General features: G+C 68.9%; 26 protein-coding genes, 1 tRNA gene and 1 riboswitch. Of the genes, 9 read left to right on the top strand and 18 right to left on the bottom strand.

Annotated features, from left to right (window positions below):
• Nucleotides 1-46 precede the first annotated feature (46 nt).
• Nucleotides 47-2,482 (top strand): transglycosylase domain-containing protein, encoded by a 2,436-nt coding sequence (locus ACH4YP_RS15945; RefSeq protein WP_398490899.1) that lies wholly within the window; start codon nucleotides 47-49, stop codon nucleotides 2,480-2,482.
• Nucleotides 2,483-2,561: 79 nt separating this feature from the next.
• Here ACH4YP_RS15945 and sugE read toward each other — a convergent pair whose 3' ends face one another.
• From sugE to ACH4YP_RS15930, 3 genes are all read right to left on the bottom strand, one after another.
• Nucleotides 2,562-2,882 (bottom strand): quaternary ammonium compound efflux SMR transporter SugE, encoded by a 321-nt coding sequence (gene sugE / locus ACH4YP_RS15940; protein ID WP_361055516.1) that lies wholly within the window; start codon nucleotides 2,880-2,882, stop codon nucleotides 2,562-2,564.
• Between the two features lie 42 nt (nucleotides 2,883-2,924).
• Nucleotides 2,925-2,995: riboswitch (guanidine-III (ykkC-III) riboswitch) on the bottom strand.
• Nucleotides 2,996-3,095: 100 nt separating this feature from the next.
• Nucleotides 3,096-3,398, bottom strand: a complete 303-nt coding sequence (locus tag ACH4YP_RS15935) for a co-chaperone GroES (RefSeq protein ID WP_055611843.1) — start codon at nucleotides 3,396-3,398, stop codon at nucleotides 3,096-3,098.
• 148 nt (nucleotides 3,399-3,546) lie between these two features.
• A complete protein-coding gene (locus ACH4YP_RS15930) occupies nucleotides 3,547-3,885 on the bottom strand; it encodes a DUF3618 domain-containing protein (RefSeq protein ID WP_398490898.1) in 339 nt (112 codons plus the stop codon).
• Nucleotides 3,886-4,041: 156 nt separating this feature from the next.
• On the opposite strand from ACH4YP_RS15930, the gene bcp reads away from it, so the two are divergent.
• Complete coding sequence (gene bcp / locus ACH4YP_RS15925; protein WP_200397919.1) at nucleotides 4,042-4,509, top strand: thioredoxin-dependent thiol peroxidase; 468 nt, start codon at nucleotides 4,042-4,044, stop codon at nucleotides 4,507-4,509.
• Between the two features lie 183 nt (nucleotides 4,510-4,692).
• Nucleotides 4,693-4,777, top strand: a tRNA-Leu gene (locus ACH4YP_RS15920).
• 79 nt (nucleotides 4,778-4,856) lie between these two features.
• Here ACH4YP_RS15920 and ACH4YP_RS15915 read toward each other — a convergent pair.
• Nucleotides 4,857-5,468, bottom strand: a complete 612-nt coding sequence (locus ACH4YP_RS15915; RefSeq protein ID WP_398490897.1) for an ArsR/SmtB family transcription factor — start codon at nucleotides 5,466-5,468, stop codon at nucleotides 4,857-4,859.
• A gap of 104 nt (nucleotides 5,469-5,572) precedes the next feature.
• Here ACH4YP_RS15915 and ACH4YP_RS15910 point away from each other — a divergent pair, with 104 nt between their 5' ends.
• On the top strand, nucleotides 5,573-6,349 hold the full coding sequence (locus tag ACH4YP_RS15910) for a hypothetical protein (RefSeq protein WP_398490896.1): 777 nt from the start codon (nucleotides 5,573-5,575) through the stop codon (nucleotides 6,347-6,349).
• Between the two features lie 238 nt (nucleotides 6,350-6,587).
• Here ACH4YP_RS15910 and rdgB read toward each other — a convergent pair whose 3' ends face one another.
• From rdgB to ACH4YP_RS15890, 4 genes are all read right to left on the bottom strand, one after another.
• Nucleotides 6,588-7,190, bottom strand: coding sequence for an RdgB/HAM1 family non-canonical purine NTP pyrophosphatase (rdgB, locus tag ACH4YP_RS15905; RefSeq protein WP_398490895.1), 603 nt, complete (start codon nucleotides 7,188-7,190; stop codon nucleotides 6,588-6,590).
• A 188-nt stretch (nucleotides 7,191-7,378) separates the two neighbouring features.
• Entirely contained in the window at nucleotides 7,379-7,783 is a 405-nt protein-coding gene (locus ACH4YP_RS15900; protein WP_398490894.1) for a hypothetical protein, read from the bottom strand.
• A gap of 168 nt (nucleotides 7,784-7,951) precedes the next feature.
• Nucleotides 7,952-8,689 carry a ribonuclease PH gene (gene rph / locus ACH4YP_RS15895; protein ID WP_361055501.1) on the bottom strand — a complete coding sequence of 246 codons (738 nt, stop codon included), beginning with the start codon at nucleotides 8,687-8,689 and terminating at the stop codon, nucleotides 7,952-7,954.
• A 107-nt stretch (nucleotides 8,690-8,796) separates the two neighbouring features.
• On the bottom strand, nucleotides 8,797-9,030 hold the full coding sequence (locus ACH4YP_RS15890; protein WP_361055498.1) for a PTS glucose/sucrose transporter subunit IIB: 234 nt from the start codon (nucleotides 9,028-9,030) through the stop codon (nucleotides 8,797-8,799).
• Between the two features lie 228 nt (nucleotides 9,031-9,258).
• Here ACH4YP_RS15890 and ACH4YP_RS15885 point away from each other — a divergent pair, with 228 nt between their 5' ends.
• Both ACH4YP_RS15885 and ACH4YP_RS15880 read left to right on the top strand, forming a co-directional pair.
• On the top strand, nucleotides 9,259-10,545 hold the full coding sequence (locus ACH4YP_RS15885) for a PTS transporter subunit EIIC (RefSeq protein WP_361055495.1): 1,287 nt from the start codon (nucleotides 9,259-9,261) through the stop codon (nucleotides 10,543-10,545).
• Between the two features lie 263 nt (nucleotides 10,546-10,808).
• Nucleotides 10,809-12,059, top strand: a complete 1,251-nt coding sequence (locus tag ACH4YP_RS15880; protein WP_361055492.1) for a PTS transporter subunit EIIC — start codon at nucleotides 10,809-10,811, stop codon at nucleotides 12,057-12,059.
• Nucleotides 12,060-12,190: 131 nt separating this feature from the next.
• On the opposite strand, the gene ACH4YP_RS15875 is transcribed toward ACH4YP_RS15880, so the two are convergent.
• Entirely contained in the window at nucleotides 12,191-12,943 is a 753-nt protein-coding gene (locus tag ACH4YP_RS15875) for an MBL fold metallo-hydrolase (RefSeq protein ID WP_361055489.1), read from the bottom strand.
• Between the two features lie 187 nt (nucleotides 12,944-13,130).
• On the opposite strand from ACH4YP_RS15875, the gene ACH4YP_RS15870 reads away from it, so the two are divergent.
• Nucleotides 13,131-13,649 (top strand): type II toxin-antitoxin system PemK/MazF family toxin, encoded by a 519-nt coding sequence (locus ACH4YP_RS15870; RefSeq protein WP_361055486.1) that lies wholly within the window; start codon nucleotides 13,131-13,133, stop codon nucleotides 13,647-13,649.
• 269 nt (nucleotides 13,650-13,918) lie between these two features.
• On the opposite strand, the gene ACH4YP_RS15865 is transcribed toward ACH4YP_RS15870, so the two are convergent.
• From ACH4YP_RS15865 to clpS, 7 genes are all read right to left on the bottom strand, one after another.
• A complete protein-coding gene (locus ACH4YP_RS15865) occupies nucleotides 13,919-14,869 on the bottom strand; it encodes a cysteine synthase (RefSeq protein ID WP_361060173.1) in 951 nt (316 codons plus the stop codon).
• Nucleotides 14,870-14,892: 23 nt separating this feature from the next.
• Entirely contained in the window at nucleotides 14,893-15,171 is a 279-nt protein-coding gene (locus ACH4YP_RS15860; protein ID WP_361060171.1) for a MoaD/ThiS family protein, read from the bottom strand.
• 112 nt (nucleotides 15,172-15,283) lie between these two features.
• The gene (locus ACH4YP_RS15855; protein ID WP_313904860.1) at nucleotides 15,284-15,385 is read right to left on the bottom strand and encodes a putative leader peptide; all 102 of its coding nucleotides are present in this window, start codon (nucleotides 15,383-15,385) and stop codon (nucleotides 15,284-15,286) included.
• 79 nt (nucleotides 15,386-15,464) lie between these two features.
• Entirely contained in the window at nucleotides 15,465-15,887 is a 423-nt protein-coding gene (locus ACH4YP_RS15850; protein ID WP_361060168.1) for a M67 family metallopeptidase, read from the bottom strand.
• A 99-nt stretch (nucleotides 15,888-15,986) separates the two neighbouring features.
• Nucleotides 15,987-17,465: an amino acid permease gene (locus ACH4YP_RS15845; protein WP_398490893.1), complete on the bottom strand. Its 1,479-nt coding sequence runs from the start codon at nucleotides 17,463-17,465 to the stop codon at nucleotides 15,987-15,989.
• A gap of 333 nt (nucleotides 17,466-17,798) precedes the next feature.
• Complete coding sequence (locus ACH4YP_RS15840; protein ID WP_055617034.1) at nucleotides 17,799-18,404, bottom strand: DUF2017 domain-containing protein; 606 nt, start codon at nucleotides 18,402-18,404, stop codon at nucleotides 17,799-17,801.
• An 84-nt stretch (nucleotides 18,405-18,488) separates the two neighbouring features.
• Nucleotides 18,489-18,806: an ATP-dependent Clp protease adapter ClpS gene (gene clpS / locus ACH4YP_RS15835; RefSeq protein ID WP_055617033.1), complete on the bottom strand. Its 318-nt coding sequence runs from the start codon at nucleotides 18,804-18,806 to the stop codon at nucleotides 18,489-18,491.
• Nucleotides 18,807-18,990: 184 nt separating this feature from the next.
• Between clpS and ACH4YP_RS15830 the strand changes: the two genes are divergently transcribed.
• Both ACH4YP_RS15830 and ACH4YP_RS15825 read left to right on the top strand, forming a co-directional pair.
• On the top strand, nucleotides 18,991-20,319 hold the full coding sequence (locus ACH4YP_RS15830; RefSeq protein WP_361060164.1) for a nicotinate phosphoribosyltransferase: 1,329 nt from the start codon (nucleotides 18,991-18,993) through the stop codon (nucleotides 20,317-20,319).
• 168 nt (nucleotides 20,320-20,487) lie between these two features.
• Complete coding sequence (locus ACH4YP_RS15825) at nucleotides 20,488-21,072, top strand: nicotinamidase (RefSeq protein ID WP_361060162.1); 585 nt, start codon at nucleotides 20,488-20,490, stop codon at nucleotides 21,070-21,072.
• Between the two features lie 43 nt (nucleotides 21,073-21,115).
• Here the strand turns inward: ACH4YP_RS15825 and ACH4YP_RS15820 are convergent, their stop codons facing one another.
• Both ACH4YP_RS15820 and ACH4YP_RS15815 read right to left on the bottom strand, forming a co-directional pair.
• Nucleotides 21,116-21,451, bottom strand: coding sequence for a hypothetical protein (locus ACH4YP_RS15820; RefSeq protein ID WP_361060160.1), 336 nt, complete (start codon nucleotides 21,449-21,451; stop codon nucleotides 21,116-21,118).
• Between the two features lie 121 nt (nucleotides 21,452-21,572).
• Nucleotides 21,573-23,939, bottom strand: a complete 2,367-nt coding sequence (locus tag ACH4YP_RS15815) for an immune inhibitor A domain-containing protein (protein WP_398490892.1) — start codon at nucleotides 23,937-23,939, stop codon at nucleotides 21,573-21,575.
• Nucleotides 23,940-24,292: the final 353 nt, after the last annotated feature.

Here is a 24,292-nt window from a genome sequence, read left to right as displayed (position 1 = left end):
CGAGGGCGTACGAGACGTATGACGTGAAACGGGAGTCCGGCACAACATGAACGACCAGCCGCAGCCGCAGCAGCCGAGCGAGGGCTGGGCACCGAGGGAACCCGGACCCGCCACCGCGGCGGCACCGGACACACCCGGCAAGAAGCCCAAGAGACCGAAGCGCACCGGATGGCGACGCGTCATCCCGACCTGGCGGCTGGTGCTCGGCACGGTCCTCACCGGGCTCCTCCTGCTCATCGGCGTGTTCGCACTCGGCTACTACCTGGTGAAGATCCCGGCCGCGAACTCGGCGGCGATGAAGCAGAGCAACGTCTATCTGTACTCGGACGGCAGCCAGCTCGCCCGTGACGGCGAGGTCAACCGGGAGAACGTGACCCTGGCGCTGATCTCCAAGGACGCCCAGCACGCGGTGCTGGCCGCCGAGGACCGCGACTTCTACAGCGAGTCGGCGATCGACCCCAAGGCGATGATCCGCGCCGGCTGGAACACCGCGACGGGCAAGGGCAAGCAGTCCGGCTCGACGATCACCCAGCAGTACGTGAAGAACTACTACCTGGCCCAGGAGCAGACGGTCACCCGGAAGGCGAAGGAGTTCTTCATCGCGATCAAGCTGGACCGCGAGAAGAGCAAGGACGACATCCTGGAGGGCTACCTCAACACCAGCTACTTCGGCCGCAACGCCTACGGCATCCAGGCCGCCGCCCAGGCCTACTACGGCGTGGACGCCAAGGACCTGACGGTCGGCCAGGGCGCCTACCTGGCGTCGCTGCTGAACGCGCCGAGCGAGTTCGACGTCGTGGCCCACCCCGAGAACAAGCCCGCGGCGCTGGCCCGCTGGAACTACGTCCTCGACGGCATGGTCAAGAAGAAGTGGATCACCGCGTCCGAGCGCTCGGGCGTCAAGTTCCCCGAGCCCAAGCAGACGGTGATCGCGGCCGGCATGTCCGGACAGCGCGGCTACATCGTGAAGGCCGTGAACGACTACCTCACCGACAACAAGATCGTCGACGAGGACGAGCTGAACGCCGGCGGCTACCGCATCACGACCACCCTGCAGAAGCCCAAGCAGGACGCCTTCGTGAAGGCCGTGAACGACCAGGTGATGGAGCAGCTCGACAAGAAGGACCGCAAGGTCGACAACTACGTCCGCGCGGGCGGCGCCTCCATCGACCCGAAGACCGGCAGGGTCCTCGCGATGTACGGCGGCATCGACTACACGAAGCAGTACTACAACAACGCGACCCGCCGGGACTACCAGGTCGGCTCCACCTTCAAGCCCTTCGTCTTCACCGCGGCCGTGCAGAACGACTCGACCACGCAGGACGGCCGCACGATCACCCCGAACACCGTCTACGACGGCACCAACAAGCGCCCCGTACAGGGCTGGGAGGGCGGCACGTACGCCCCGGAGAACGAGGACCAGGTCTCGTACGGGCAGACCCCGGTCCGCACCGCCACGGACAAGTCCGTGAACTCCGTGTACGCGCAGATGGCCGTGGACGTCGACCCGGAGAAGGTCGAGAAGACGGCCGTCAGCCTCGGCGTCCCGTCCGACACCCCCGACCTGACGGCGTCCCCGTCGATCGCGCTCGGCCCGGCCACGGCCAGCGTCCTCGACATGGCGGAGGCGTACGCGACCCTCGCCAACCACGGCAAGCGCGGCACGTACACGATGATCGAGAAGATCACCAAGGACGGCGCGGACGTGGTGGACCTGCCCGAGCGCAAGACCTGGCAGGCGGTGAGCCGCGAGGCCGCCGACACCACGACCTCGATCCTGCAGAGCGTCGTCGACGGCGGCACCGGCACGGCCGCGCGGGCCGCCGGGCGGCCCGCGGCGGGCAAGACCGGCACGGCGGAGGAGGACCAGGCGGCCTGGTTCGCGGGCTACACCCCGAACCTCGCCACGGTCGTCGCCATCATGGGCCAGGACCCGGACACGGGCGCGCACAAGTCGCTGTACAACGCACTCGGACAGGCCCGCATCAACGGCGGCGGCTACCCGGCGCAGATCTGGGCCCAGTACACGAAGGCCGCCCTGAAGGGCACCAAGACCCAGAACTTCGACCTGCGGCTCCAGGACGGCGCGGAGGAGCAGCAACTCCCACCGGCCGACCCCGACGAGGACCAGGACCAGGACCAGGACCAGGACCAGCCGGGCACGGACGCCGGGCAGGACAACGGCGGCACGACCACCGGCGGCGAGGAGACCCCCACGACCGAGGGCCAGACCGACGGCGGGACCACCACGGACGGCGGCACCACCGGCGACGGCGGGACGACGACCGACGGCGGCACCACGGGCGACGGCGGAACGACCACCGGGGGCGCGACAACGGGTGGTGGCACCGGCTTCCCCACGGGTGGCACCGGCGACTCGGGCGGCACCACCGACGGCGGTACGACGGACAGCGGGGGCACGACGGACGGAACGGGGGACGACGGCGGGGTCACGGGGACGAACTTCGGCGGCTTCACGTAGTTCGGGGGCCGCCGCAGTTCGGGGTCGGCGCAGTTCGGGGGCCGGCGTCCTGGAGTCAGTGACCGGTCCGGTCCAGGGGTCAGTGACCGGAGGTCGCCTTCAGCCCCACCACGGCCACCAGCAGCAGGCAGACGAAGAAGATCCGGGCGGCGGTCGCCGGTTCACCCAGCACCGCCATGCCGAACACCGCCGCCCCGGCCGCGCCGATGCCGACCCAGACGCCGTAGGCGGTACCGATGGGCAGCGTCTTCGCCGCGTACGACAGCAGGAACATGCTGGCGACGATGCCCGCACCGGTGAGAACGCTCGGCGCGAGCCGCGTGAAACCGTCGGTGTACTTCATACCGATCGACCAGCCGACTTCCAGCAGACCGGCGACGACGAGCAGGACCCAGGCCATGAGGCACCTCCGTGAACGGATCAACAGGCGTTGATCAACAGGGGTGCGTCGTCTTTGCGAGTCCCGGTACGGCGCGTCTCGTCGGGGTCCTTCCAAAGGTAGCAAAGGGCAGGGAAAAGGGGCTGGTGACGATGGTCACCAGCCCCTCAGGCCTCTGTTCCAAAGGCGCCGGAGATCTCAGTGGCACCAAGAATGTCTTGGATATCAGGGATGTCAGAGGTACAGACCGGTCGAGTCCTCGGAGCCCTCGAACCGGTCCGCCGCCACGGCGTGCAGGTCCCGCTCGCGCATCAGCACGTACGCGGTGCCGCGCACCTCGACCTCGGCGAGATCCTCCGGGTCGTACAGGACACGGTCGCCGGGCTCCACGGTCCGCACGTTCTGCCCGACCGCGACGACCTCGGCCCAGGCGAGCCGTCGGCCCACGGCCGCCGTCGCGGGAATCAGGATGCCGCCGCCGGACCGGCGCTCACCCTCGGCGGTGTCCTGCCGCACGAGCACACGGTCGTGGAGCATCCGGATGGGCAGCTTGTCGTGATGGTTCTTCTCGCTCACGTCTCGAACCTACCTGCCTTCACACGGTTCGTACGTACGTGGGGTGCGGTCGGCCGACCGGCGGAGCGCCTCGGGTACGGGCGCGGGTGCGGGCGGGGGTGACGGTGGGTCAGCCCCTGCGGCGCCTGGTGCCCAGGGTGAGCAGTCCGACGACGCCGACCACGACGAGGGCGACGGGCACGATACGGTCCAGCCGCGGCGCCCCCTCCTCGGTGACGAACTGCCCCTTCACATCGCCGACGACGCGGTTGACGCCGACGTAGACGCGTCCGAGCGTGTGGTCGACGCTGGACGCCACCTTGGCCTTGGCGTCCCCGACGATGGTCTTCGGATGCACCCGCACACCGATCTCGTCGAGCGTCTCGGCGAGAGTTTCGCGACGGCGCTTGATGTCCGCCTCGATCTGCGCCGGAGTCCTGGTGTCCGGCGTGCTCGACGTGTCCGACACGCGCTGCCTCCGTGGTCGTGGTCGTTTCTTCCCGTGGCCTGTTCTCTTCGGCCTTTTCTCTGGTCGACAGTCTGTCAGCTCCGCACGCCGCGCACCGCCCGGCACCCCCATTACGCTCGGGTGCGTATCCACCACCCCGCGAGGAGACCCCACGAGATGAGCGAGCGACTCCAGCCCGGCGACACCGCCCCCGCCTTCACCCTGCCCGACGCCGACGGCAACGAGGTCTCCCTGGCCGACCGCAAGGGCCGCAAGGTCATCGTCTATTTCTACCCGGCCGCCCTGACCCCGGGCTGCACCAAGCAGGCCTGCGACTTCACGGACAACCTCGAACTCCTCGCCGGCGCGGGCTACGACGTCATCGGCGTCTCCCCCGACAAGCCCGAGAAGCTCGCCAAGTTCCGCGACAAGGAAAACCTGAAGATCACCCTCCTCGCCGACCCCGACAAGACGGTCACCGAGTCCTACGCCGCCTACGGCGAGAAGAAGAACTACGGCAAGACCTACATGGGCGTCATCCGCTCCACGATCGTGGTGGACGAGGAGGGCAAGGTGGAGCGGGCGCTGTACAACGTCCGGGCCACGGGCCACGTGGCGAAGATCATCAAGGACCTGGGGATCTGAGGGCCTGAGGCCATGAGCCCCTGAAACCCTGAGGCCCGCGCGAGAACTCAGGGCTGCCGCGCTCCAACTGCCGTGCGACCACCGGCACCTGATGCGGAGGAGGCAGCCGAAGCGGGGGAGAACCGCGTGACGCAAACCCCCGCTCACCAGCGCCCACGTGACCGGTACGATGACAGTCGGCTGGCGGCGGTGGCGCAACGGCTGACGCAGCAGACTTAGGATCTGTGGCCCGTGAAACGGCTTGAGGGTTCGAATCCCTTCCGCCGCACAGCAAACGGCCTGCGAATCGAAGGATCGATTCGCAGGCCGTTCCTTTGCGCCGAGCACCGCACCCGAAGACGGGACCGCTACTCGACCGGCAGCGCGAACCACCGCAGCAGCACCGGCCTGGCGTCCGGCGGGGCGCCCTCCGGCCCCCGCGCGAAGCGGGCCAGGAGGTCGAGGTAGGCGTCATGGAAGGCGGTCACCTCTTCCCTGGTGAGGTGACTGAGGCCGCGGGAGCCGCGCATCCAGCCGTCCGACTCGGCCTGTTCCTCGGTGAAGCGCCGGGCCAGCTCGATGTCCTCGTCGAGCCGCATCCGGTCCAGGGCCCCCGCGACAGCCCGCTCACCGTCGGTCATCTCGTCCTGCGCGGGCCTGCGTACGTCGAGTCCGCGCACCGCCCGCCACCAGCGCTCACGGCTGTTGGGCCGTTCCGGCACGTCCTCGATGAAGCCGCCGCGTTCCAGGCGGCGCAGGTGGTAGCTGAGGGTGCCGGTGTTCTCCCCGAGGGCGGCGGCGAGGGTCGTGGAGGTGGCCGGGCCGGAGACGGCCAGCTGGCGGAGGATCTTCAGCCGGAGCGGGTGGGCGAGGGCCTTGAGGGCCGCCGGGTCGCTGACCGTACGGCGTTCGCCGGCGGGCTCGGCGTTGGTTCCGGCTTCGGCGTCAGGGGTGGGCTCCGGCTCGGCTGCGTCACTCATGAGGACAGCCTACGCCGCACACAGCCATTCCTCTGCAGAGTTAAGTCTGCAGAATTTTCTCTGCAGATCTTCCATTGCAGAGAAATGGCTGCAATCCTTGAGGCGTGGACATCGACATCGCGGGACCCTCCCGCCCGTCCGCCATTCACCTGGAGGCCTTCATGCTTCGCGCCCGACGTCTCGTCATGGCCCTGTCCGCCCTGGCCCTCGCCGCCGGCACGGGCGCGGCGACCGCTGGTCCCGTGCACGCCGGTGCCGGTGCCGATGCGGGCGCGGACGCGCGGCAGCTTGACTTCGCGGACTGTCCGAGCCTCTCCGAGCTTCCCGAAGGCGCCGATCCGGCGAAGTGGCGGTGCGAGGCCATGACCGCGACCGGGCAACTGAGCCTCGGTCGCGTCGAGGTGCCGATCGACCGGCCCCTTGCGATCACCTTCGCGGAGGGCACGGTCGACGGCCAGTTCCGTCAGGTGTTCGGGGCGATGGCCGCCACTCCCCTACGAGTTCGGGGCACACCGCTGTCGATCACGCCTCGGTACGGCGGATATTCGGACTTCGAGTCCAACGACGAGCGGCGCGGCGAGCTGGATCTGACGTTCCGTATATCCGGGCCGGGGGTCCCGCCCGGTTGTTCCATAGGCACCGACGCGGCCCCGGTCCACCTGGTGCTCAAGGAGACGGATCCGCCGAGGGTCGTCTCGCCGGATCCGCTGGTCGTCGCCTTCGGGGTGGCCGACAACCGCTTTACGGCGCCGGGCACTTCGGGCTGCGGCCGACTGGGACCCGTGCTCGACAAGGTGCTGCGGCTACCGGCCCCGGCCGGCGTGAACGGCATCGACCTGGACGCGCGGGTGGCGCTGCGGCCGTACGGCGGGGCGGGGTAGCCGGGCCGACATCGGGCGGGCTGTCGCCCGGCGGGCCGAGCAGTGAGTCGTGGCTGGCTACCGGCGGGCCCCGGTGGAAATTGTCGGCCGATCCGCAGGCCGAGGCAACTGTCGCGAGAGTCCCAGCGACACGCCGTGAACCCGGCGTGTCGCTGGGACTCACCGCCCACTTACCGGGGGATCTGACGGATTCGCCAGCGGCATCGGCTCCGGTGGGTCCCGGGGATCGGCGGGCTCCTCAGCCCAGCAACTCCCGCACGACCGGCACCAGTCCGCGGAACGCCTTGCCCCGGTGGCTGATCGCGTTCTTCTCGTCGGGGGTGAGTTCCGCGCAGGTGCGGGTGTCGCCGTCGGGCTGGAGGATCGGGTCGTAGCCGAAGCCGTGGGAGCCGGTGGGCTCGTGGCGCAGGGTGCCGCGGAGGCGGCCCTCGACCACGCGTTCCGTTCCGTCGGGGAGGGCGAGTGCGGCGGCGCAGGCGAAGTGGGCGGCGCGGTGTTCGTCGGCGATGTCGCCGAGTTGGGCGAGGAGGAGCCTGAGGTTGGCCAGGTCGTCGCCGTGGGTGCCGGACCAGCGGGCGGAGAAGATGCCGGGGGCGCCGCCGAGGACGTCGACGCAGAGGCCCGAGTCGTCGGCGACGGCCGGGAGGCCGGTGGCCCGGGCGAGGGCGTGCGCCTTGAGGAGGGCGTTCTCGGCAAAGGTGACGCCGGTTTCCTTGACGTCGGGGATCTCCGGGTAGGCGTCCGCGCCGACGAGGTCGTGGTCTAGACCTGCGGCGGCGAGGATCGCCCTCAGCTCGGTGATCTTTCCGGGGTTGCGGGTGGCGAGGATCAGGCGGGTCATGGTGCTCACCCTAGCCAGGCGGGCGGTGCCGCTCATGCGATGCCTGTGATCGCCCACCGGTGCGCGTGATCCGATCGCCTGCTGACACCGACACCGCTGCCGCTGCCGCTGCCGACGATCGTCTGCCACCCGCACCGGGGCCGGCCGTTCACCCACGGCGGGGACGGCCGATGCCGCTGCCGATGCCGCTACGGCGTGCAGACCTTGGTGAGTTCGCCGGCCGCGTCCGTGACGGGGCTGATGTCCGGGGTCTCGTCGCCGTTCTTGATGGAGTCGCGGACGTTGGTGACCGCCTTCTGGAGGTCGTCCACGGCCTTGTTGATGTCGGTGTCGTCAGTCTTGTCACCGATGGTGTCGAGGTTCTTGTCGATGGAGTCGAGCGCCTCGTCGGCCTGCGTCGGGTCGTTCGCGGCGTTCTCCACGGCCTGCTGGAGGTCGGTGACACTGTCGGCGATCGTGTCGGCGGTCTGGACGCAGTCCAGGGCCTTGTTGACGGCGTCGCAGCCGGCGGTCAGCCCGGCCGTCAGCGCGACGGCTGCCACGACGGCGGCGATGGCGGTGGTGCGGCGTGCTCGGCGGCGACTCGCGGCCATGGAACGGTCCTCCCGTTGGATCAGGCCCGAGGGCCCCGTTGCGTAGGCCACAAGGCCCCCGTGTGGTGCTGGCCGGGCGTACAGCGGTGTGCCGTACGCCCGTACTCGTAGGGACGCGACGGCCGGTGCCGTGGTTGCCCGTGGCAGGAGGCCGTCTTGGTGTGTCCTTTACCTTTCCAGGACCGTATCAAGCGCCGTGCGCTGGGCGACAGCGAGTTCCGTGCAGCCCAGAACGGCCAGGTCGAGAAGGGAGTTGAGCTCGTCGCGGGCGAACGGTTCGGCCTCGGCGGTGCCCTGGACCTCGACGAAGCGGCCGTCGCCGGTGCAGACGACGTTCATGTCGGTGTCGGCGCGGACGTCCTCCTCGTAGCAGAGGTCGAGGAGGGGTACGCCGCCGACGATGCCGACGGAGACGGCGGACACCGTTCCCGTCAAGGGCTGGCGGCCGGCGCGGATGATCTTCTTGCCCTGGGCCCAGGAGATGGCGTCCGCGAGGGCGACGTACGCGCCGGTGATGGCGGCGGTGCGGGTGCCGCCGTCGGCCTGGAGGACGTCGCAGTCGAGGACGATGGTGTTCTCGCCGAGTGCCTTGTAGTCGATGACGGCGCGCAGGGACCGTCCGATGAGGCGGCTGATCTCGTGCGTACGGCCGCCGATCTTGCCGCGGACGGACTCGCGGTCGCCGCGGGTGTTGGTGGCCCGCGGGAGCATGGAGTACTCGGCGGTGACCCAGCCCTCGCCGCTGCCCTTGCGCCAGCGCGGGACGCCCTCGGTCACGGAGGCGGTGCAGAAGACCTTCGTGTCGCCGAAGGAGACGAGGACGGAGCCCTCGGCGTGCTTGCTCCAGCCGCGTTCGATGGTGATCGGGCGGAGCTGTTCGGGCGTGCGGCCGTCGATTCGAGACATGGCGTCGAGCCTAGTCGTATACGGGTGTGGGGCCGCCCCGGGTAGCGGAAGCGGCCCCTCAGGAGTGAGTCCTCAGATCCCCGGGCCGGGGCCCGGAGTCGGAGGGTTCACATCATGTCTTCGATGTCCGCGGCGATCGGGTCCGCGTCGGTGCCGATGACGACCTGGATGGCGTTGCCCATCTTGACGACGCCGTGGGCGCCCGCGGCCTTCAGGGCGGCCTCGTCGACCTTGCTCGGGTCGACGACCTCGGTGCGGAGGCGGGTGATGCAGCCCTCGACCTCTTCGATGTTCTCGATGCCACCGAGCCCGGCGACGATCTTCTCAGCCTTGCTGGCCATGTCCTACTCCCTGATCCGAACCGCTTTGTCGCAGTAACCCACAGTTGGCCCATCTTCGCGAGCGGTCACGTCACCCGTACCGAATGATGGCGAACACGACAGCGCGACCGTTCGCCGACTGGTCTACACCAGTTTTCAACGGCCGCCAAACCCGGCCCCGTTCCAGGGGGTGCGGGAGGGCGGCGGAGGACCGGTGGAGGGGCGCGGGAGGACGCAGGAGGACCGCCGATGAGTGCCGACAGCGCCGCCGCGCCCGCGCGCGCCCGCTGGAGCAACCTGTTCCAGGGCCTGCAGAAGATGGGCCGCAGCCTCCAACTGCCCATCGCCGTACTGCCGGCCGCCGGCATTCTCAACCGCCTGGGCCAGCCGGACGTGTTCGGTGCCGACGGTCTCGGCTGGACGGATGTCTCCAAGGTGATGGCGGGCGCGGGCGGCGCGCTGCTGGACGGCTCGCTCGGTCTGCCGCTGCTGTTCTGCGTCGGTGTGGCGATCGGCATGGCGAAGAAGGCCGACGGTTCGACGGCGCTCGCGGCGGTGGCCGGGTTCCTCGTCTACTACAACGTGCTGCGGCAGTTCCCCGAGGACTGCGCGCAGCAGGCGAAGGTGGTGGCGGCCGGCTGTCAGGCGGACGACGGCTCGGTGGTCGTGTTCACGTACCAGAATCCGGGTGTTTTCGGCGGCATCGTCATGGGGCTGATGGCTGCCTACTTCTGGCAGCGCTACCACCGCACCAAACTGGTGGACTGGCTCGGCTTCTTCAACGGCCGCCGTCTCGTGCCGATCATCATGGCGTTCGTGGCGATCGCGTTCGCGGCGCTGTGTCTGTGGGTGTGGCCGCCGGTCGGCCGGGGTCTTGAGGACTTCAGCGACTGGCTGGTGAGTCTGGGTTCGTGGGGTGCGGGCCTCTTCGGTGTCGCCAACCGCGCGCTGCTGGTGATCGGGCTGCACCAGTTCCTGAACGTGCCCATGTGGTTCCAGTTCGGCAGTTACACCAAGCCGGACGGCACGGTCGTGCACGGCGACATCAACATGTTCCTGGCGGGCGACCCCGACGCGGGGCAGTTCACGTCGGGCTTCTTCCCCATCATGATGTTCGCCCTCCCGGCCGCGTGTCTGGCGATGACGCACTGCGCGAAACCCCATCGCCGCAAGGAAATTGGCGGCCTGATGATGTCGATCGCCCTGACGTCGTTCGTCACGGGCATCACGGAACCGATCGAGTACTCCTTCGTGTTCATCGCACCCGCGCTGTACGTGGTGCACGCGATCCTCACGGGCGCCTCGATGGCGGTGACATGGGGGCTGGGCGTGCATGACGGTTTCAGCTTCTCGGCAGGCCTGATCGACTACGTCATCAACTGGAATCTGGCCACGAAGCCCTGGGCGATCATTCCGATCGGCCTGTGCTTCGCCGTCGTCTACTACGTGGTCTTCCGGTTCGCGATCACGAAGTTCGACCTGCCGACACCCGGCCGGGAGCCGGAGGACGAGGTCGAGGACGTCACGAAGGCGTAGCGCACAACGCACCCCGCACCGCGGCGGTAACGCCACAAAGGGCCCCGGAACTCCCCGTTCCGAGGGCCCTTTGCCGTGTTTGCTCGCACTCGCTGCGCTATGACCCAGGCCACAAAAACTGCGGGTTCCTTATCTCACCTTCACCGTGCTACAACAGGTCTACACCACTGAGTGGTGTAGACCACGTGGATGCTGTCCATCCCCCGTGCAATTTCCTTCCGTTCATGTCCCGTCCCCGGCAGCACCCTGCACATGGAGGAACCATGACCACCGCCACAGCTCCGGCGGCCCCCGCGAAGAAGTGGGGATCCGGCCTGCTCCAAGGCCTGCAGAAGGTCGGCCGCAGCCTGCAACTCCCCATTGCCGTGCTGCCGGCCGCCGGCATCCTGCTCCGCCTCGGCCAGCCCGACGTGTTCGGTGCGGACGGGCTCGGCTGGAACAAGGTCGCGTCCGTGTTCGCCACCGCCGGCGACGCGGTCTTCGCCAACCTGCCGTTGCTGTTCTGCGTCGGCATCGCCATCGGCTTCGCCAAGAAGGCGGACGGCTCCACCGCGCTCGCGGCGCTCGTCGGCTTCCTCGTCTACAAGAACGTCCTCACCGCGTTCCCGATCACCGAGGCCAAGGTCCAGAAGGGCGCGGACGTCGCCGCGACCTACAACGACCCCAAGGTCCTCGGCGGCATCGTGATGGGCCTGATAGCCGCCGTCACCTGGCAGCGCTTCCACCGCACCAAGCTCCCCGACTGGCTCGGCTTCTTCAACGGCCGCCGGCTCGTACCGATCCTGATGGCCTTCATCGGCACCGCCGTCGGCGTCTTCTTCGGCCTCGTCTGGGAGCCCATCGGCGACGTCATCACCAACTTCGGCGAGTGGATGACCGGCCTCGGCGCAGTCGGCGCGGGCATCTTCGGCGCCATCAACCGCGCGCTGCTGCCGGTCGGCATGCACCAGTTCGTGAACACCGTCGCCTGGCAGGAGATCGGCTCCTACAAGGACTCCGCCGGTGCCGTCTGGCACGGTGACCTGCCGCGCTTCTTCCACGGCGACCCGACCGCCGGTCAGTTCATGACGGGCTTCTTCCCCATCATGATGTTCGCGCTCCCGGCCGCCGCCCTGGCGATCACGCACTGCGCCCGCCCCGAGCGCCGCAAGGCCGTCGGCGGCATGATGGTCTCCCTCGCGCTGACCTCCTTCGTCACGGGCATCACCGAGCCGATCGAGTTCTCGTTCATGTTCATCGCGCCGGTCCTGTACGCGATCCACGCGGTCCTCACCGCGATCTCGATGGCCGTCACCTGGGCGCTGGGCGTCCACCACGGCTTCAGCTTCTCCGCGGGCGCCATCGACTACTTCCTGAACTGGAACCTCGCCACCAAGCCATGGATGATCATCCCGATCGGCCTGGTCTTCGCGGCGATCTACTACGTGACCTTCCGCTTCGCGATCATCAGGTTCAACCTCGCGACACCGGGCCGCGAGCCCGACGAGGAGGTCGAGGACCTCACCAAGGCGTGAGGAACGAGGCGCGAGGCCCAAGGCACAAGACATGACGAAGGCCCCCGGAGCCGATGGACTGGGCTCCGGGGGCCTTGTGCTGCGTAGCCGGCCTGCTCAGGGCCTGCGCGGTGCTGCGTGTACGGACGACGTCAGATCTCGTACGTCACTCGCGGCGTGGCGAGTTCCACCGGTCCTCCGAACGCCGCTCGGGCGTCCGCCAGGTTCGCCTGGGGGTCCGTCCACGGCGGGATGTGGGTGAGGACCAGGCGGCGGGCCGCGGCGCGGGTCGCGGTCTCGCCGGCCTCGCGGCCGTTGAGATGGAGATCCGGGATGTTCTCCTTGCCGTGGGTGAACGCGGCCTCGCAGAGGAACAGGTCGGCGTCCCGGGCGAGTTCGTCGAGCGTGTCGCACACGCCCGTGTCCCCGGAGTACGTGAGCGACCGGCCGCCGTGCTCGACACGGATGCCGTACGCCTCGACGGGGTGGCTCACCTTCTCGGTGTGCACCGAGAACGGGCCGATCTCGAACGAGCCCGGCTTGACCGTGTGGAAGTCGAAGACCTCGCTCATGGAGGAGGCGGAGGGAGTGTCCGCGTACGCGGTGGTCAGGCGCTGCTCCGTGCCCTCGGGTCCGTAGACGGGGATCGGATCGCAGCGGCCGCCGTCATGGCGGTAGTAGCGTGCGACGAAGTACGCGCACATGTCGATGCAGTGGTCGGCGTGCAGGTGGCTGAGGAAGATCGCGTCAAGGTCGTAGAGACCGCAGTGGCGCTGCAGCTCGCCAAGGGCACCGTTGCCCATGTCGAGAAGCAGCCGGAAGCCGTCGGCCTCGACGAGGTAGCTCGAGCAGGCCGATTCCGCGGACGGGAACGACCCCGAGCAGCCGACGACGGTGAGCTTCATAAAGCAGAAACCTCCGCTGGCGGGGAGTGAAGACGGGGGTCGTGCGGTCCGTCGAGCGTAAGGCGCAAAAGGTCCTGTCGCTCCTCCGTCGAGGGCTGTTGTGGGGGAACTCACCTGCGGTGTCACCGGTTCGGGGGCCAGCGGGGTGGCCAAGCGTGGGCCCCGTCACGCCGGTACCGTCATATCCATGGATACGTCGTGGTGGCTCGCGTTGGCGGCCGTGGTGCTGTTGGCGGGTGTCGCGACAGTGGTGGACGGATGGGGGCGGGGGTCATCCCGCGGGCGGGGCCGTTCGCGGGGACGTCCGACAGGCCGATCGCCCGGTCGCGGGCCGGACCGTCCTCCGGGGCGGCCGGGGGGCCGGGGTGGCCTCCTGCGTTCTTCTCGCCCTTCCCGTCCGCGGCCCGCCGAGATCTGGTGGGCGAACGTTCCCTACGAGGACGGGCCCGGGGCGAAGGACCGGCCCTGTCTCGTTCTGTCTGTGCGGGGCCGTACCGCCGTCGTCGCCAAGATCACCAGCAAGAACCACGACGAGCGGCGGGCCGGGGTGATTCCGCTGCCTCCCGGGTCCGTCGGGGACGCCCGCGGGCGGGCCAGCTTCCTCGAAACGGATGAGTTGCGGGGGTTGCCGGTGCGGGAGTTCCGTCGGCGGGTGGGCCCGGTGGACCCGTCGATCTGGGAACAGGTCCGCGACTTGACCCGGTAGGGCATTTCCTCGCCCCCGCCGCCCCTACCCGTTCCCGTCCCTTTCGGGGGCCAGCCCCCGAACCCCCGCTCCTCAAACGCCGGAGGGGCTAAATACTTCGCGGCCGGGGCTGAAGACTTCGCAGGCTGGGCTGGACTTCTATAGCCCAGTCCAAGCACATCTCAGCCCGTCCGGCGTTTGAGGACGAGCGCGTCAGCGCGACAGCGGGGGTCTGGGGGCGCAGCCCTCAGGGACGGGACGGGTAGGGGCGGCGGGGGCGAGGAACCCGGTTACGCCCAGAGCTGGCCCTGCAGTGTTTCGATGGCCTCTTCCGTCGTGGCCGCCGTGTAGACGCCCGTCGAGAGGTACTTCCAGCCGCCGTCGGCCACGACGAAGACGATGTCGGCGGGCTCGCCCGACTGCACGGACTTCCGTCCGACGCCGATCGCCGCGTGCAGCGCCGCCCCCGTGGAGACGCCCGCGAAGATCCCCTCCTGCTGCAACAGCTCCCGCGTACGGGTAACGGCATCGGCGGAACCGACGGAGAACCGGGTCGTCAGGACGGACGCGTCGTACAGCTCGGGGACGAAGCCCTCGTCGAGGTTGCGAAGGCCGTACACCAGGTCGTCGTACCGCGGCTCGGCGGCGACGATCTTGACGTCGGGCTTGTGCTCGCGCAGGAAACGGCCCACGCCCATCAGCGTGCCGGTGGTGCCGAGCCCGGCGACGAAGTGCGTGACGGAGGGCAGGTCCGCCAGGATCTCCGGCCCCGTCGTGGCGTAGTGCGCACCCGCGTTGTCGGGGTTGCCGTACTGGTAGAGCATCACCCAGTCGGGATGCTCGGCGGCCAGCTCCTTCGCCACCCGTACCGCCGTGTTCGAACCCCCCGCCGCCGGAGACGGAATGATCTCGGCGCCCCACATCCCGAGCAGCTCCCGCCGCTCCTGGGAGGTGTTCTCGGGCATGACGCACACCATGCGGTAGCCCTTGAGCTTCGCCGCCATGGCGAGCGAGATGCCGGTGTTGCCGGAGGTGGGCTCCAGAATCGTGCAGCCGGGCGTCAACCGGCCGTCCTTCTCCGCCTGTTCGATCATGTGGAGCGCGGGACGGTCCTTGACCGAGCCGGTCGGATTGCGGTCCTCCAGCTTCGCCCAGATGCGGACGTCGGCGGACGGCGAGAGCCGCGGCAGGCGCACCAGAGGGGTGTTGCCCACCGCGGCCAGCGGGGAGTCGTAACGCATCAGCGATCAGAGCCCTGTGCCGGTCAGACCATGCCGCCGGCCACGGCCGGCAGGATCGTGACGTTGTCGCCGTCGGTCAGTTTGGTGTTGATGCCGTCGAGGAAGCGCACGTCCTCGTCGTTCAGGTACACGTTCACGAAGCGGCGCAGCTCGCCGCCGTCCACGATGCGGGCCTGGATGCCCGCATGCCGGGTCTCCAGGTCGGCGAAGAGGGCGGCGAGGGTCTCCCCGCCGGCCTCGACGGCCTTCTGGCCGTCGGTGTAGGTGCGGAGGATGGTGGGGATGCGGACCTCGATGGCCATGGCTGTGGGCTCCTGTCGGGAGTGAGTCGGTCAGTCGGTGGGCGCGCGGCGGCGCGGAAGAACAGGTGAGCGTTGTGAGACGCCGCGGCTCACAGCCGTACGGCGGCAGGGTTCAGCGCGTACAGATGGCGCTCTGCAGCCTGCACAGGTCGACGTGCAGCCGCGCCACGAGCAGCATGCCCGGCGTCTTGTCGCTCACGTCGTGGGAAACCATGGGGTCATCGTATCGATTCCCGGTCCGGGTTCTGGAATGTGATCTCAGATAGTGGATGAATTCCGACCGAAATGCGGGATCAGTAGGTCTCCACGATCGTGACCTCCTCCTCCGTCACCTCGCCCTCCAGGATCCGGAAGGACCGGAACTGGAAGGGTCCGGCGTCGTCGGCGTCCGCCGTGGAGACCAGGACGTAGTGCGCGCCGGGCTCGTTCGCGTACGAGATGTCGGTGCGGGACGGGTACGCCTCGGTGGCCGTGTGGGAGTGGTAGATGACGACCGGTTCCTCGTCGCGGTCGTCCAGCTCGCGGTAGAGCTTGAGGAGGTCGCCGGAGTCGAACTCGTAGAACGTGGGCGAGCGCGCGGCGTTGAGCATCGGGATGAACCGCTCGGGGCGGCCGGTGCCCTCCGGGCCGGCGACCACGCCGCACGCCTCGTCGGGGTGGTCCTGGCGCGCGTGCGCGACGATCTGGTCGACGAGGGCCTGGGTGATGGTCAGCATGGTCGTCAGGATAAGCAGAAGGGCCTCCCTGTACCGAGGGGTGGTACAGGGAGGCCCACATGCTGGGCCACGAGCCCGGCATGGTCTGCGCGAGGTCCGTCAGCCGATCTTCTCGAACTCCGGGTCGCGGCGCTCGGTGACCTCCGGGTTCCGTGACTTCAGTACGGTCCAGCCGATGCCCAGTGCCGCCGCCCAGCCCGCCATCACGTAGAGGCAGACGCGGGAGTCGGCGTCGTACGCGATGAGGCAGGTGACGAAGAGCAGGAACACGACCGCGACCCAGCTGAGCTTCGCGCCGCCCGGGGCCGGGAAGGACGAGGCGGGCAGCCGCCCGGCGTCGACCGCGCGGCGGTAGAGGATGTGGCTGACCAGGATCATCAGCCAGGTCCAGATGCCGGCTGCGGTGGCCACCGAGGTGACGTAGCCGAAGGCCTTCTCCGGGACGATGTAGTTCAGGATCACGCCGATGCCCATGAAGAGCATGGAGACGGTGATGCCGAGCGCGGGCGTCTTGGTGGAGGACAGCCTGTTGAAGATCCTCGGGGCCTCGCCGTTGTCCGCCAGGGTGCGCAGCATGCGGCCGGTGGAGTACATGCCGGAGTTGCAGGAGGACAGGGCCGCCGTCAGGACGACGAAGTTCACGATGCCCGCGCCCGCCGGGATGCCGATCCTCGCGAAGGCCTCCACGAAGGGGCTCACCCCCGGTGCGAACTCGGTCCACTTCACGACGCAGAGGATGACGGTGAGGGCGCCGACGTAGAAGAGGGCGATGCGCCAGGGCAGGGTGTTGATCGCCTTGGGGAGGGTCTTCTCCGGGTTCTCGGACTCACCGGCGGTGACGCCGACGAGTTCGACGGCGAGGTAGGCGAACATCACGCCCTGCAAGGTCATCAGGGACGAGCCGATGCCCTTGGGGAAGAAGCCGTCGAAGGCCCAGAGGTTGGAGACGGCCGCCGAGTCGCCCGCGGAGCTGAAGCCGAAGGTGAGGACGCCCAGGCCGATCACGATCATGCCGATGAGGGCGGTGACCTTGACCATCGAGAACCAGAACTCGATCTCGCCGAAGAGCTTCACCGAGATCAGGTTGGCCCCGAAGAGGACCAGCAGGAAGACCAGGGCCGTGACCCACTGCGGGATCTGCGGGAACCAGTAGTTGACGTAGATCGCGGCGGCGGTGAGTTCCGCCATGCCGGTGACGACCCACATCAGCCAGTACGTCCAGCCGGTGAAGTAGCCGAAGAACGGGCCGAGGAACTCGCGGGAGTACTCCGCGAAGGAGCCCGAGACGGGACGGTAGAGCAGCAGCTCCCCGAGGGCCCGCATGATGAAGAAGATGATGACGCCCGCGAGGGCGTACATGAGGATGAGACTGGGGCCCGCCTTGGCGATGTTCGCCCCGGCCCCCAGGAAGAGGCCGACGCCGATGGCGCCGCCGATCGCGATCATCTGGACCTGACGGCTGTTGAGGCCGCGTTCGTAGCCCTCTTCGGGTGCGTGACCCGTTTCGGGGCCTTCGCTGCCCACGACACCCTTGCGGTCGTGCCCGTCGTCGTTCTTGCCGACCTGCACCGAGGTCATGTCTGGTGCGCCTTTCTCCATGCCGATCCGAGCCGTCGTCGGCTCCGGATCGGGTCCCGGTCCCCCCGGAAATTGATGGAGCGGAGCGGGCTCCCCGGCCCACTCGTGCCTGGTCGGCGATCCGCCGACCGGTGGCGCACCCGGCGGGACATAGGTGGTGTCCTGTCGGGCGGTCGTGAAGATTTATCACGGCTGCAACATTGATCACCCGTGCGGCTCGTGGCACACACCACAGGAAGAAGTGGACAAAAGTCGGACCGCGCCCCATAGGACGCGGTCACGGTGACGGGATCGTTATTCGGATTTGAGCGTCCGCTGAGCGAACGGAATATGTCAGGACATCAACGTTTCAACCAACGTCTCCTGGAGGCCGCCCAGCCACAGGTACGCCATCACCATCGGCTTGCGCGGGTCCTCGTCCGGCAGCCGGTAGAGGAGGTCGGTGTCCTCCTCGTCGACGACGTCGAGGCGGGATCCGATGGCCAGGCGCAGGTCGTTGAGGGCCCGCAGCCACTGCTCGGACTCCTCGGCGGAGAGCTTGAGGACCGCGCCGCCCTCCCCCACGGCCGAGAGCGTGTCCAGGGAGCGGATCACCGTGAGCGCGTTCTCGCGCTTGGCCGCGCGCAGGTCGTTCTCGGTGAAGCGGCGGAACTCCGCGGAGTACGCGCGCTGCTCCTCGGCCTGCTCGGGCGAGTTCGCCTCGACGTCGGGCCCGCTGTACGCGTCGGGGAAGAGCCGCTTCAGTACGGGATCGGAGGGCGGTTCGCTCGGACCCTCCGCGAACAGCTCGGCGAGCGGGTCGTCGGAGGCGTCCTCGCCCGGTCCCGGTCCGATGAGCTCCAGGAGCTGTACGGCGAGGGAGCGGATGATGGAGATCTCGACCTCGTCGAGCGCGACGGCCGCGCCGCCGCCGGGGAGCGGTTCGAAGTGTCCTGGCATCAGGTGCGTCGCTACTTCCAGTACTGCGCGGGCGTCGGGCAACTGCCGGTCGGGCCGGGTCCCACCGGCCTCTTTCCGGTCGTGCTATTTCCGGTCGTGCTGGAGGGTGGCCCACAGACCGTAGCCGTGCATGGCCTGTACGTCGCGCTCCATCTCCTCACGGGTGCCGCTGGAGACCACGGCCCGGCCCTTGTGGTGGACGTCGAGCATCAGCTTGGTGGCCTTGTCCTTCGGGTAGCCGAAGTACGACTGGAAGACGTAGGTCACGTAGCTCATCAGGTTGACCGGGTCGTTGTGGACGATGGTCACCCAGGGGACGTCGGGCTCGGGTACGGCGAAGACCTCCTCCGCCGACTCGGTTTTTTCGGTCTCTAGGGGTGCGGGAGCCGTCACACGGCCCATGCTGCCACCACAGGTGGGTGCCCGGCCAAACGAGCCCACAAATCGTCAGAGTGACGAGATAGGGAGTACCATCCCTTGCCATGCCGCTATTCCCGGGGGACGCGGCACCCGACAGCGGCTCCGCCACGGGCCGGACCCCGGCCGACCTGGGAGTGCCCCCTGTGTCATCGCGAGGAGACCCTAAGTGAACGCAGCGGACCTAGGGCTGCCGGTTGATGTTCCCTCCACCGCGCTCTTCACGGACCACTACGAGCTGACCATGCTGCAGGCCGCCCTCAAGGGCGGGGCCGCCGACCGGCGCTCGGTCTTCGAGGTCTTCACGCGCCGGCTGCCCGAGGGCCGCCGCTACGGCGTCGTGGCGGGCACCGGACGCGTACTGGACGCGATCGAGAACTTCCGCTTCGACGCGGACGTCATCGGCTTCCTGCGCGAGCGCCGCGTGGTGGACGAGCCGACCCTGGAATGGCTGGCCTCCTACCGCTTCGGCGGCGCCGTCTGGGGCTACCCCGAGGGCGAGGTGTACTTCCCCGGATCGCCGATCCTGCGGGTCGAGGGCTCCTTCGCGGAGTGCGTGCTCCTGGAGACCGTGATCCTCTCCATCCTCAACCACGACTCGGCGATCGCGGCCGCCGCCTCCCGGATGGCCTCGGCCGCCGGCGAGCGCCCGCTGGTCGAGATGGGCGCCCGCCGCACCCACGAGCTGGCCGCGGTGGCGGCGTCCCGCGCGGCGTACGTCGGTGGCTTCACGACCACCTCCGACCTGGCCGCGGGCTTCCGCTACGGCATCCCGACCGTCGGCACCAGCGCCCACGCCTTCACGCTCATCCACGACAACGAGCGGGACGCCTTCCAGGCCCAGGTGGACTCGCTCGGCCGGGGCACGACACTGCTGGTCGACACGTACGACGTCGCCGAGGCCGTCCGGCTGGCCGTGGAGGTGGCCGGGCCCGAGCTCGGGGCGGTCCGCATCGACTCCGGTGACCTGCTGCTCGTGGCGCACCGGGTACGCCAGCAGCTGGACGAGCTGGGCGCCACGAACACCCGCATCATCGTGACCTCGGACCTGGACGAGTACGCGATCGCCTCGCTGGCCGCGGCGCCCGTGGACGCGTACGGCGTGGGCACGCAGCTGGTGACGGGATCCGGCCATCCGACGTGTTCGATGGTCTACAAGCTCGTCGCCCGTGCCGAGTCGGCGGACCCGAAGGCTCCGCTGGTTCCGGTGGCCAAGAAGTCGACGGGCGGCAAGACGTCCATCGGCGGCCGCAAATGGGCCGCGCGGCGGCTCGACGCGTACGGGGTCGCCGAGGCCGAGGTGATCGGCCTCGGGGCCGTTCCGGCGGAGCTCAGCGACCGCCAACTCCTGGTGGAGCTCGTCAAGGGCGGCCAGGTCCTCGCCCGCGAGCCGCTGGACGTCGTACGCGACCGGCACGCGGCGGCCCGCGCGAACCTGCCCCTCTCGGCGACCCAGCTCTCACGCGGGGAAGCCGTCATTCCGACCGAGTACGTATGAGCCACCTGGGACCGGATCCGGGGAACACCCGGGGCACCACCTCAGGCCACCCCGAGCCCGAACGGGCATGAACGGACGGGGAGCGGGAATGCAACGGCGAACGACTCGGTCACACACCCGCAGACTACGAACCGCTCCCCGCGGAGCGCCTCGCAGAAGGACACCGACATGCGCCGCGCCTTGATCGTCGTTGACGTGCAGAACGACTTCTGCGAAGGCGGCAGCCTCGCAGTGTCCGGCGGAGCCGACGTCGCCGCCGCGATCACGGAGCTGATCGGGCAGGCCCCCGCCGGCTACCGCCACGTCGTGGCGACCCGCGACCACCACATCGCCCCCGGCGGCCACTTCGCGGACAACCCCGACTACGTCCACTCCTGGCCCGCGCACTGCGTGGCGGGCACCGAGGGCGTCGGCTTCCATCCGAACTTCGCCCCGGTGGTCGCCTCCGGCGCGATCGACGCGGTCTTCGACAAGGGGGCGTACTCGGCGGCGTACAGCGGCTTCGAGGGCGCCGACGAGAACGGCGTGACGCTGGGCGACTGGCTGCGCGCCCGCGAGATCACCGAGGTCGACGTGGTGGGCATCGCCACCGACCACTGCGTCCGCGCCACCGCCCTGGACGCGGCCCGCGAGGGCTTCCGTACGCAGGTCCTGCTCGACCTCACGGCCGGCGTGGCCGAGGAGAGCACCGAGCGGGCCATGGAGGAGCTGAGCGCCGCGGGCGTGGAACTGAGCGGCAAGCCGGTCGTCTGAACCGGAAGCCGCCCGCGCACCCCTGCCCGGTCCGAGGCCCGGCCTAGAACCCCTGCGGCGTCGCCGTGCGCCGCATCAGCGCCCGGATCGGGTGCCAGAGCTCGGCGGCACACGCGTCCGCGCCCGGTGCCGTGCGCCATATGAGGCCGTCGGGATGGTGCAGGACCGCGGTGATCTCGTCCGGGGTCGGGGGCTGCCCGTTGCCGCGCAGGTACACCGCCCGCATGCCCAGGTTCCGCAGCCGCGTCAGGGCGCGGGCGCGGTTCTGGGCGTGCACGAGCACGCGTACCGAGCCGCTGCCCGCGGCGAGTGGTCGTGGCAGGTTCAGCGCCACCACCACCGTGCCGTTCGGCAGCTTGCAGAAACCTCCTGCGGCCATGCAGTCACACCCCCGTGAGAACCGGTGTCAATAAGAGAGTCACAGCACGCACCTAAACACGATCGGCCGCAACCCGCCAGAGGGTTGCGGCCGATCATGGTTTGACCTGCGGAAATGCCTTTTACTTCGTCGCGGCCGAGACCTTCACCGTGATCGTCGAGCCGTCGCGCGGCTCCTTCACGATCGCGATCTTGGTGTTGGTGTCAGTGACGCGGACACCGGAGGTCGGGTTGGTCTCGTCGTAATACGTGCTCTTGTGGTCGTTGAAGATCCGGTTACCCGGAAGCGACGGGATCTTCGTGGCGACGTCCGCGTTGTGCAGCCTGAGGGCGTCCGTCCGGTACGAGCTGAAGGGCGAGTCGTACGACTGGATGCGGGTGCGCATCAGCGTGCCGTCGGACCACTTCAGCGGCTTCGGGTGGGCGTCCACCGGCAGCAGCAGACCGGTACCCGCGTGCCGGCTGACGTTGTTGTCGTTCTGGGAGGTGTCCCACTTCCAGATCAGCAGACCGTTCTGGTAGGGGAAGTGCTCCACCCAGGACGGGCGCGTGTTCGAGAAGCCGAAGTTGTACGGGCCGGCCTTGAGGGTCTTGTCATACGACACGTACTGACGGTTCTCGGCGATGTAGTACTGCGCGTAGTCGTCCGTGACGGCCGCACCGATACGGGAGAAGCCGGTGGCCTTCCAGGCGGTGTCGGCGGTCTCGGCGCTGTCCGAGAAGACCGGCGAACCGTCGGCCGTCACCGTGATCACGTCGGCCGCGAAGCCCTTCTGGGCCACCCCGCCGTCGGTCTGGTAGCGGAAGCGGAGGTCGAACTTCTTGCCCGCGTAGGCGTCGAGCGGAAAGGAGAGCTTCTTGTACGCGTCCACGGTGCCGGTCAGCGCGGGCTTGCCGCTGCCGTCGCGCGGGAGGGACGCGCCGTCGACCGTGCCCTCCAGCGGCGTCCAGTTGGCGCCGTCGGTCGAGACCTCGGTGTAGAGGTAGTCGAAGTCGGTCTCGATGTCGTACCAGCCGTCGAGGGTCAGCGCGGCCGAGGACTTGCCGGTGAGGTCGACGGAACGGGTCAGCGTGTTCTTGAGGTCGTCACCGCTGCCGCTCCACCACTGGGTGGCACCCTGAGCCGGGGTGACCACCGGGTTGGTGACCTCCTTCTCCGGCAGTTCGACCACCAGCGCCTGGGCGTTCTTGGTGTTGTACTCCGCCACGCCCAGCTTGTGGGTGGAGCGCGTCGCGGCCTTGGCCGTGTCGTACTTCAGCCAGCCCAGCTGGAGTTTGTCCCAGGCGGTCATGTCGCCGGGCAGGTCACCGATGGTGCCCTTGCCCTCGCCGAGCCAGGAGCCGGACGACATCAGCGTCCAGAACCCCGTGGAGTTCTCGGCGGTGTTGGTGGTGTCGTAGTGGTCCGGCAGACCGAGGTCGTGGCCGTACTCGTGGGCGAAGACGCCGAGTCCGCCGTTCTCCGGCTGGATGGTGTAGTCGCCGACCCAGATGCCGGAGGAGCCGATCTGCGCCCCGCCCATCTTGTTGCCCGTGGGGCCGGTGGCGCCGGCGTCCGTGCCGAACGCGTACCAGCGGTGGGCCCAGATGGCGTCCTCGCCCTGGGCGCCGCCGCCCGCGGACTCGTCCTCGCCGGCGTGCACGATCTGGAAGTGGTCGATGTAGCCGTCGGGTTCGTTGAAGTCGCCGTCGCCGTCGAAGTCGTTGCGGTCCCACTTGTCGTAGGCAGCCAGCTCGGACTTGATGTCGGCGTCGGACTTGCCGGCCGCCTTCTGGGCGTCGGCCCAGGCGGTGACGCCGTCGGCGACGGCGTTCCACGCGCAGGTGTCGGGGTCGCACTTGTTGGAGCCGTAACGGGCCTCGTTGTAGGGCACCTTGACCCAGTCGGAGACCGCGCCGCCGATGGAGTAGCGGCCCGAGGACTGCTTCTCGTAGTACTTCTTCATCGACTCGACACCCTTGCCGGTGCCGAAGTAGAGCTCTTCGAAGTGCTTCTTGTTGTAGTCCGCCTGCCAGGCCGTGCTGTTGTCCTCGGCACGGTCCGGCTCGGCTATCTGGTTGTGCAGGGGACCCGGGGTGCCGCCGTAGCGGGGGTCCGTCCTGTCGCCGAACTCCACGAGGATCGTGAAGATCTGGTCGGTCTTCTCCCGGCCGAGCTCGACGTACTTGCCGTCCTGGAGTTTCACGACCTGCGAGCCGCCGCGGTTCTTGACGGTGGCGTCGCCGGATATGACCTGCTTGAGCGCCTCTTCGCGCTGGGCCTCCTGACGCTCTGTCAGCGGGCCCTTCAGGTCGTGCTCGCGATCGGTGTTGTGCTCGGCGCGCGCCGGGTCCTGCCGGTTCGCGGCCGGATCCTGACGGGCCGCCGCCGCGGCCGGCTGATCGCCGGCAGCGGCCTGCGCCACCGCGAAGGTCGAGAACGTGGCAGCGGCCGCTGCGAGCGACACACCCACCGCGGCTGCTCTGAACGTCCATGGTCTGCTGGTCACTTGATGCAGTCCTCCCCTGCGCCCGGGCGCGCGGAATGGAGGGGTGTCCAGGTCATGGAGTCCGCGCGCGCTCTATGCGCGTCACAAGTGACGACATTCGATCGGAGTTGCAGGAGAAAAGACAGATCTTGACTTGAACAGGTCAAGTGGGCTATACACCGGCGGTCGTGCGCCGCGCACCGGCATCCGTCCGCTCACAGTAGAACGGCGCAGCGCCCAACGGGCGCGTTCGAACGTCCACTTGATGGACGCCATGACTCCGTGCGCCCCCTGTGCACCGGCACCGTGGGTTAGGTCACGCTTACTGCTCGTTCCACTCGGGCAGACAGCCGATTAGAGTCGGTTGGCGGCTC

The organism is Streptomyces sp. NPDC020747, assembly GCF_044334695.1.
Taxonomy (GTDB): Bacteria; Actinomycetota; Actinomycetes; order Streptomycetales; family Streptomycetaceae; genus Streptomyces.
This window is presented reverse-complemented; position numbering and strand designations above follow the sequence as displayed.

Coding starts and splice junctions, on each gene's coding strand:
- ACH4YP_RS15850 (WP_361060168.1), bottom strand. CDS start 15,887: ATGCTGACCATCACCCAGGCCCTCGTCGACCAGATCGTCGCGCACGCG.
- ACH4YP_RS15820 (WP_361060160.1), bottom strand. CDS start 21,451: ATGGCCGCAGGAGGTTTCTGCAAGCTGCCGAACGGCACGGTGGTGGTG.
- rdgB (WP_398490895.1), bottom strand. CDS start 7,190: ATGACCCGCCTGATCCTCGCCACCCGCAACCCCGGAAAGATCACCGAG.
- ACH4YP_RS15945 (WP_398490899.1), top strand. CDS start 47: ATGAACGACCAGCCGCAGCCGCAGCAGCCGAGCGAGGGCTGGGCACCG.
- rph (WP_361055501.1), bottom strand. CDS start 8,689: ATGTCTCGAATCGACGGCCGCACGCCCGAACAGCTCCGCCCGATCACC.
- sugE (WP_361055516.1), bottom strand. CDS start 2,882: ATGGCCTGGGTCCTGCTCGTCGTCGCCGGTCTGCTGGAAGTCGGCTGG.
- ACH4YP_RS15890 (WP_361055498.1), bottom strand. CDS start 9,030: ATGGCCAGCAAGGCTGAGAAGATCGTCGCCGGGCTCGGTGGCATCGAG.
- ACH4YP_RS15840 (WP_055617034.1), bottom strand. CDS start 18,404: ATGCCAGGACACTTCGAACCGCTCCCCGGCGGCGGCGCGGCCGTCGCG.
- clpS (WP_055617033.1), bottom strand. CDS start 18,806: ATGGGCCGTGTGACGGCTCCCGCACCCCTAGAGACCGAAAAAACCGAG.
- ACH4YP_RS15885 (WP_361055495.1), top strand. CDS start 9,259: ATGAGTGCCGACAGCGCCGCCGCGCCCGCGCGCGCCCGCTGGAGCAAC.
- ACH4YP_RS15900 (WP_398490894.1), bottom strand. CDS start 7,783: ATGGCCGCGAGTCGCCGCCGAGCACGCCGCACCACCGCCATCGCCGCC.
- ACH4YP_RS15915 (WP_398490897.1), bottom strand. CDS start 5,468: ATGAGTGACGCAGCCGAGCCGGAGCCCACCCCTGACGCCGAAGCCGGA.
- bcp (WP_200397919.1), top strand. CDS start 4,042: ATGAGCGAGCGACTCCAGCCCGGCGACACCGCCCCCGCCTTCACCCTG.
- ACH4YP_RS15935 (WP_055611843.1), bottom strand. CDS start 3,398: ATGCTCCACGACCGTGTGCTCGTGCGGCAGGACACCGCCGAGGGTGAG.
- ACH4YP_RS15855 (WP_313904860.1), bottom strand. CDS start 15,385: ATGGTTTCCCACGACGTGAGCGACAAGACGCCGGGCATGCTGCTCGTG.
- ACH4YP_RS15875 (WP_361055489.1), bottom strand. CDS start 12,943: ATGAAGCTCACCGTCGTCGGCTGCTCGGGGTCGTTCCCGTCCGCGGAA.
- ACH4YP_RS15860 (WP_361060171.1), bottom strand. CDS start 15,171: ATGGCCATCGAGGTCCGCATCCCCACCATCCTCCGCACCTACACCGAC.
- ACH4YP_RS15845 (WP_398490893.1), bottom strand. CDS start 17,465: ATGACCTCGGTGCAGGTCGGCAAGAACGACGACGGGCACGACCGCAAG.
- ACH4YP_RS15880 (WP_361055492.1), top strand. CDS start 10,809: ATGACCACCGCCACAGCTCCGGCGGCCCCCGCGAAGAAGTGGGGATCC.
- ACH4YP_RS15825 (WP_361060162.1), top strand. CDS start 20,488: ATGCGCCGCGCCTTGATCGTCGTTGACGTGCAGAACGACTTCTGCGAA.
- ACH4YP_RS15865 (WP_361060173.1), bottom strand. CDS start 14,869: ATGCGTTACGACTCCCCGCTGGCCGCGGTGGGCAACACCCCTCTGGTG.
- ACH4YP_RS15870 (WP_361055486.1), top strand. CDS start 13,131: ATGGATACGTCGTGGTGGCTCGCGTTGGCGGCCGTGGTGCTGTTGGCG.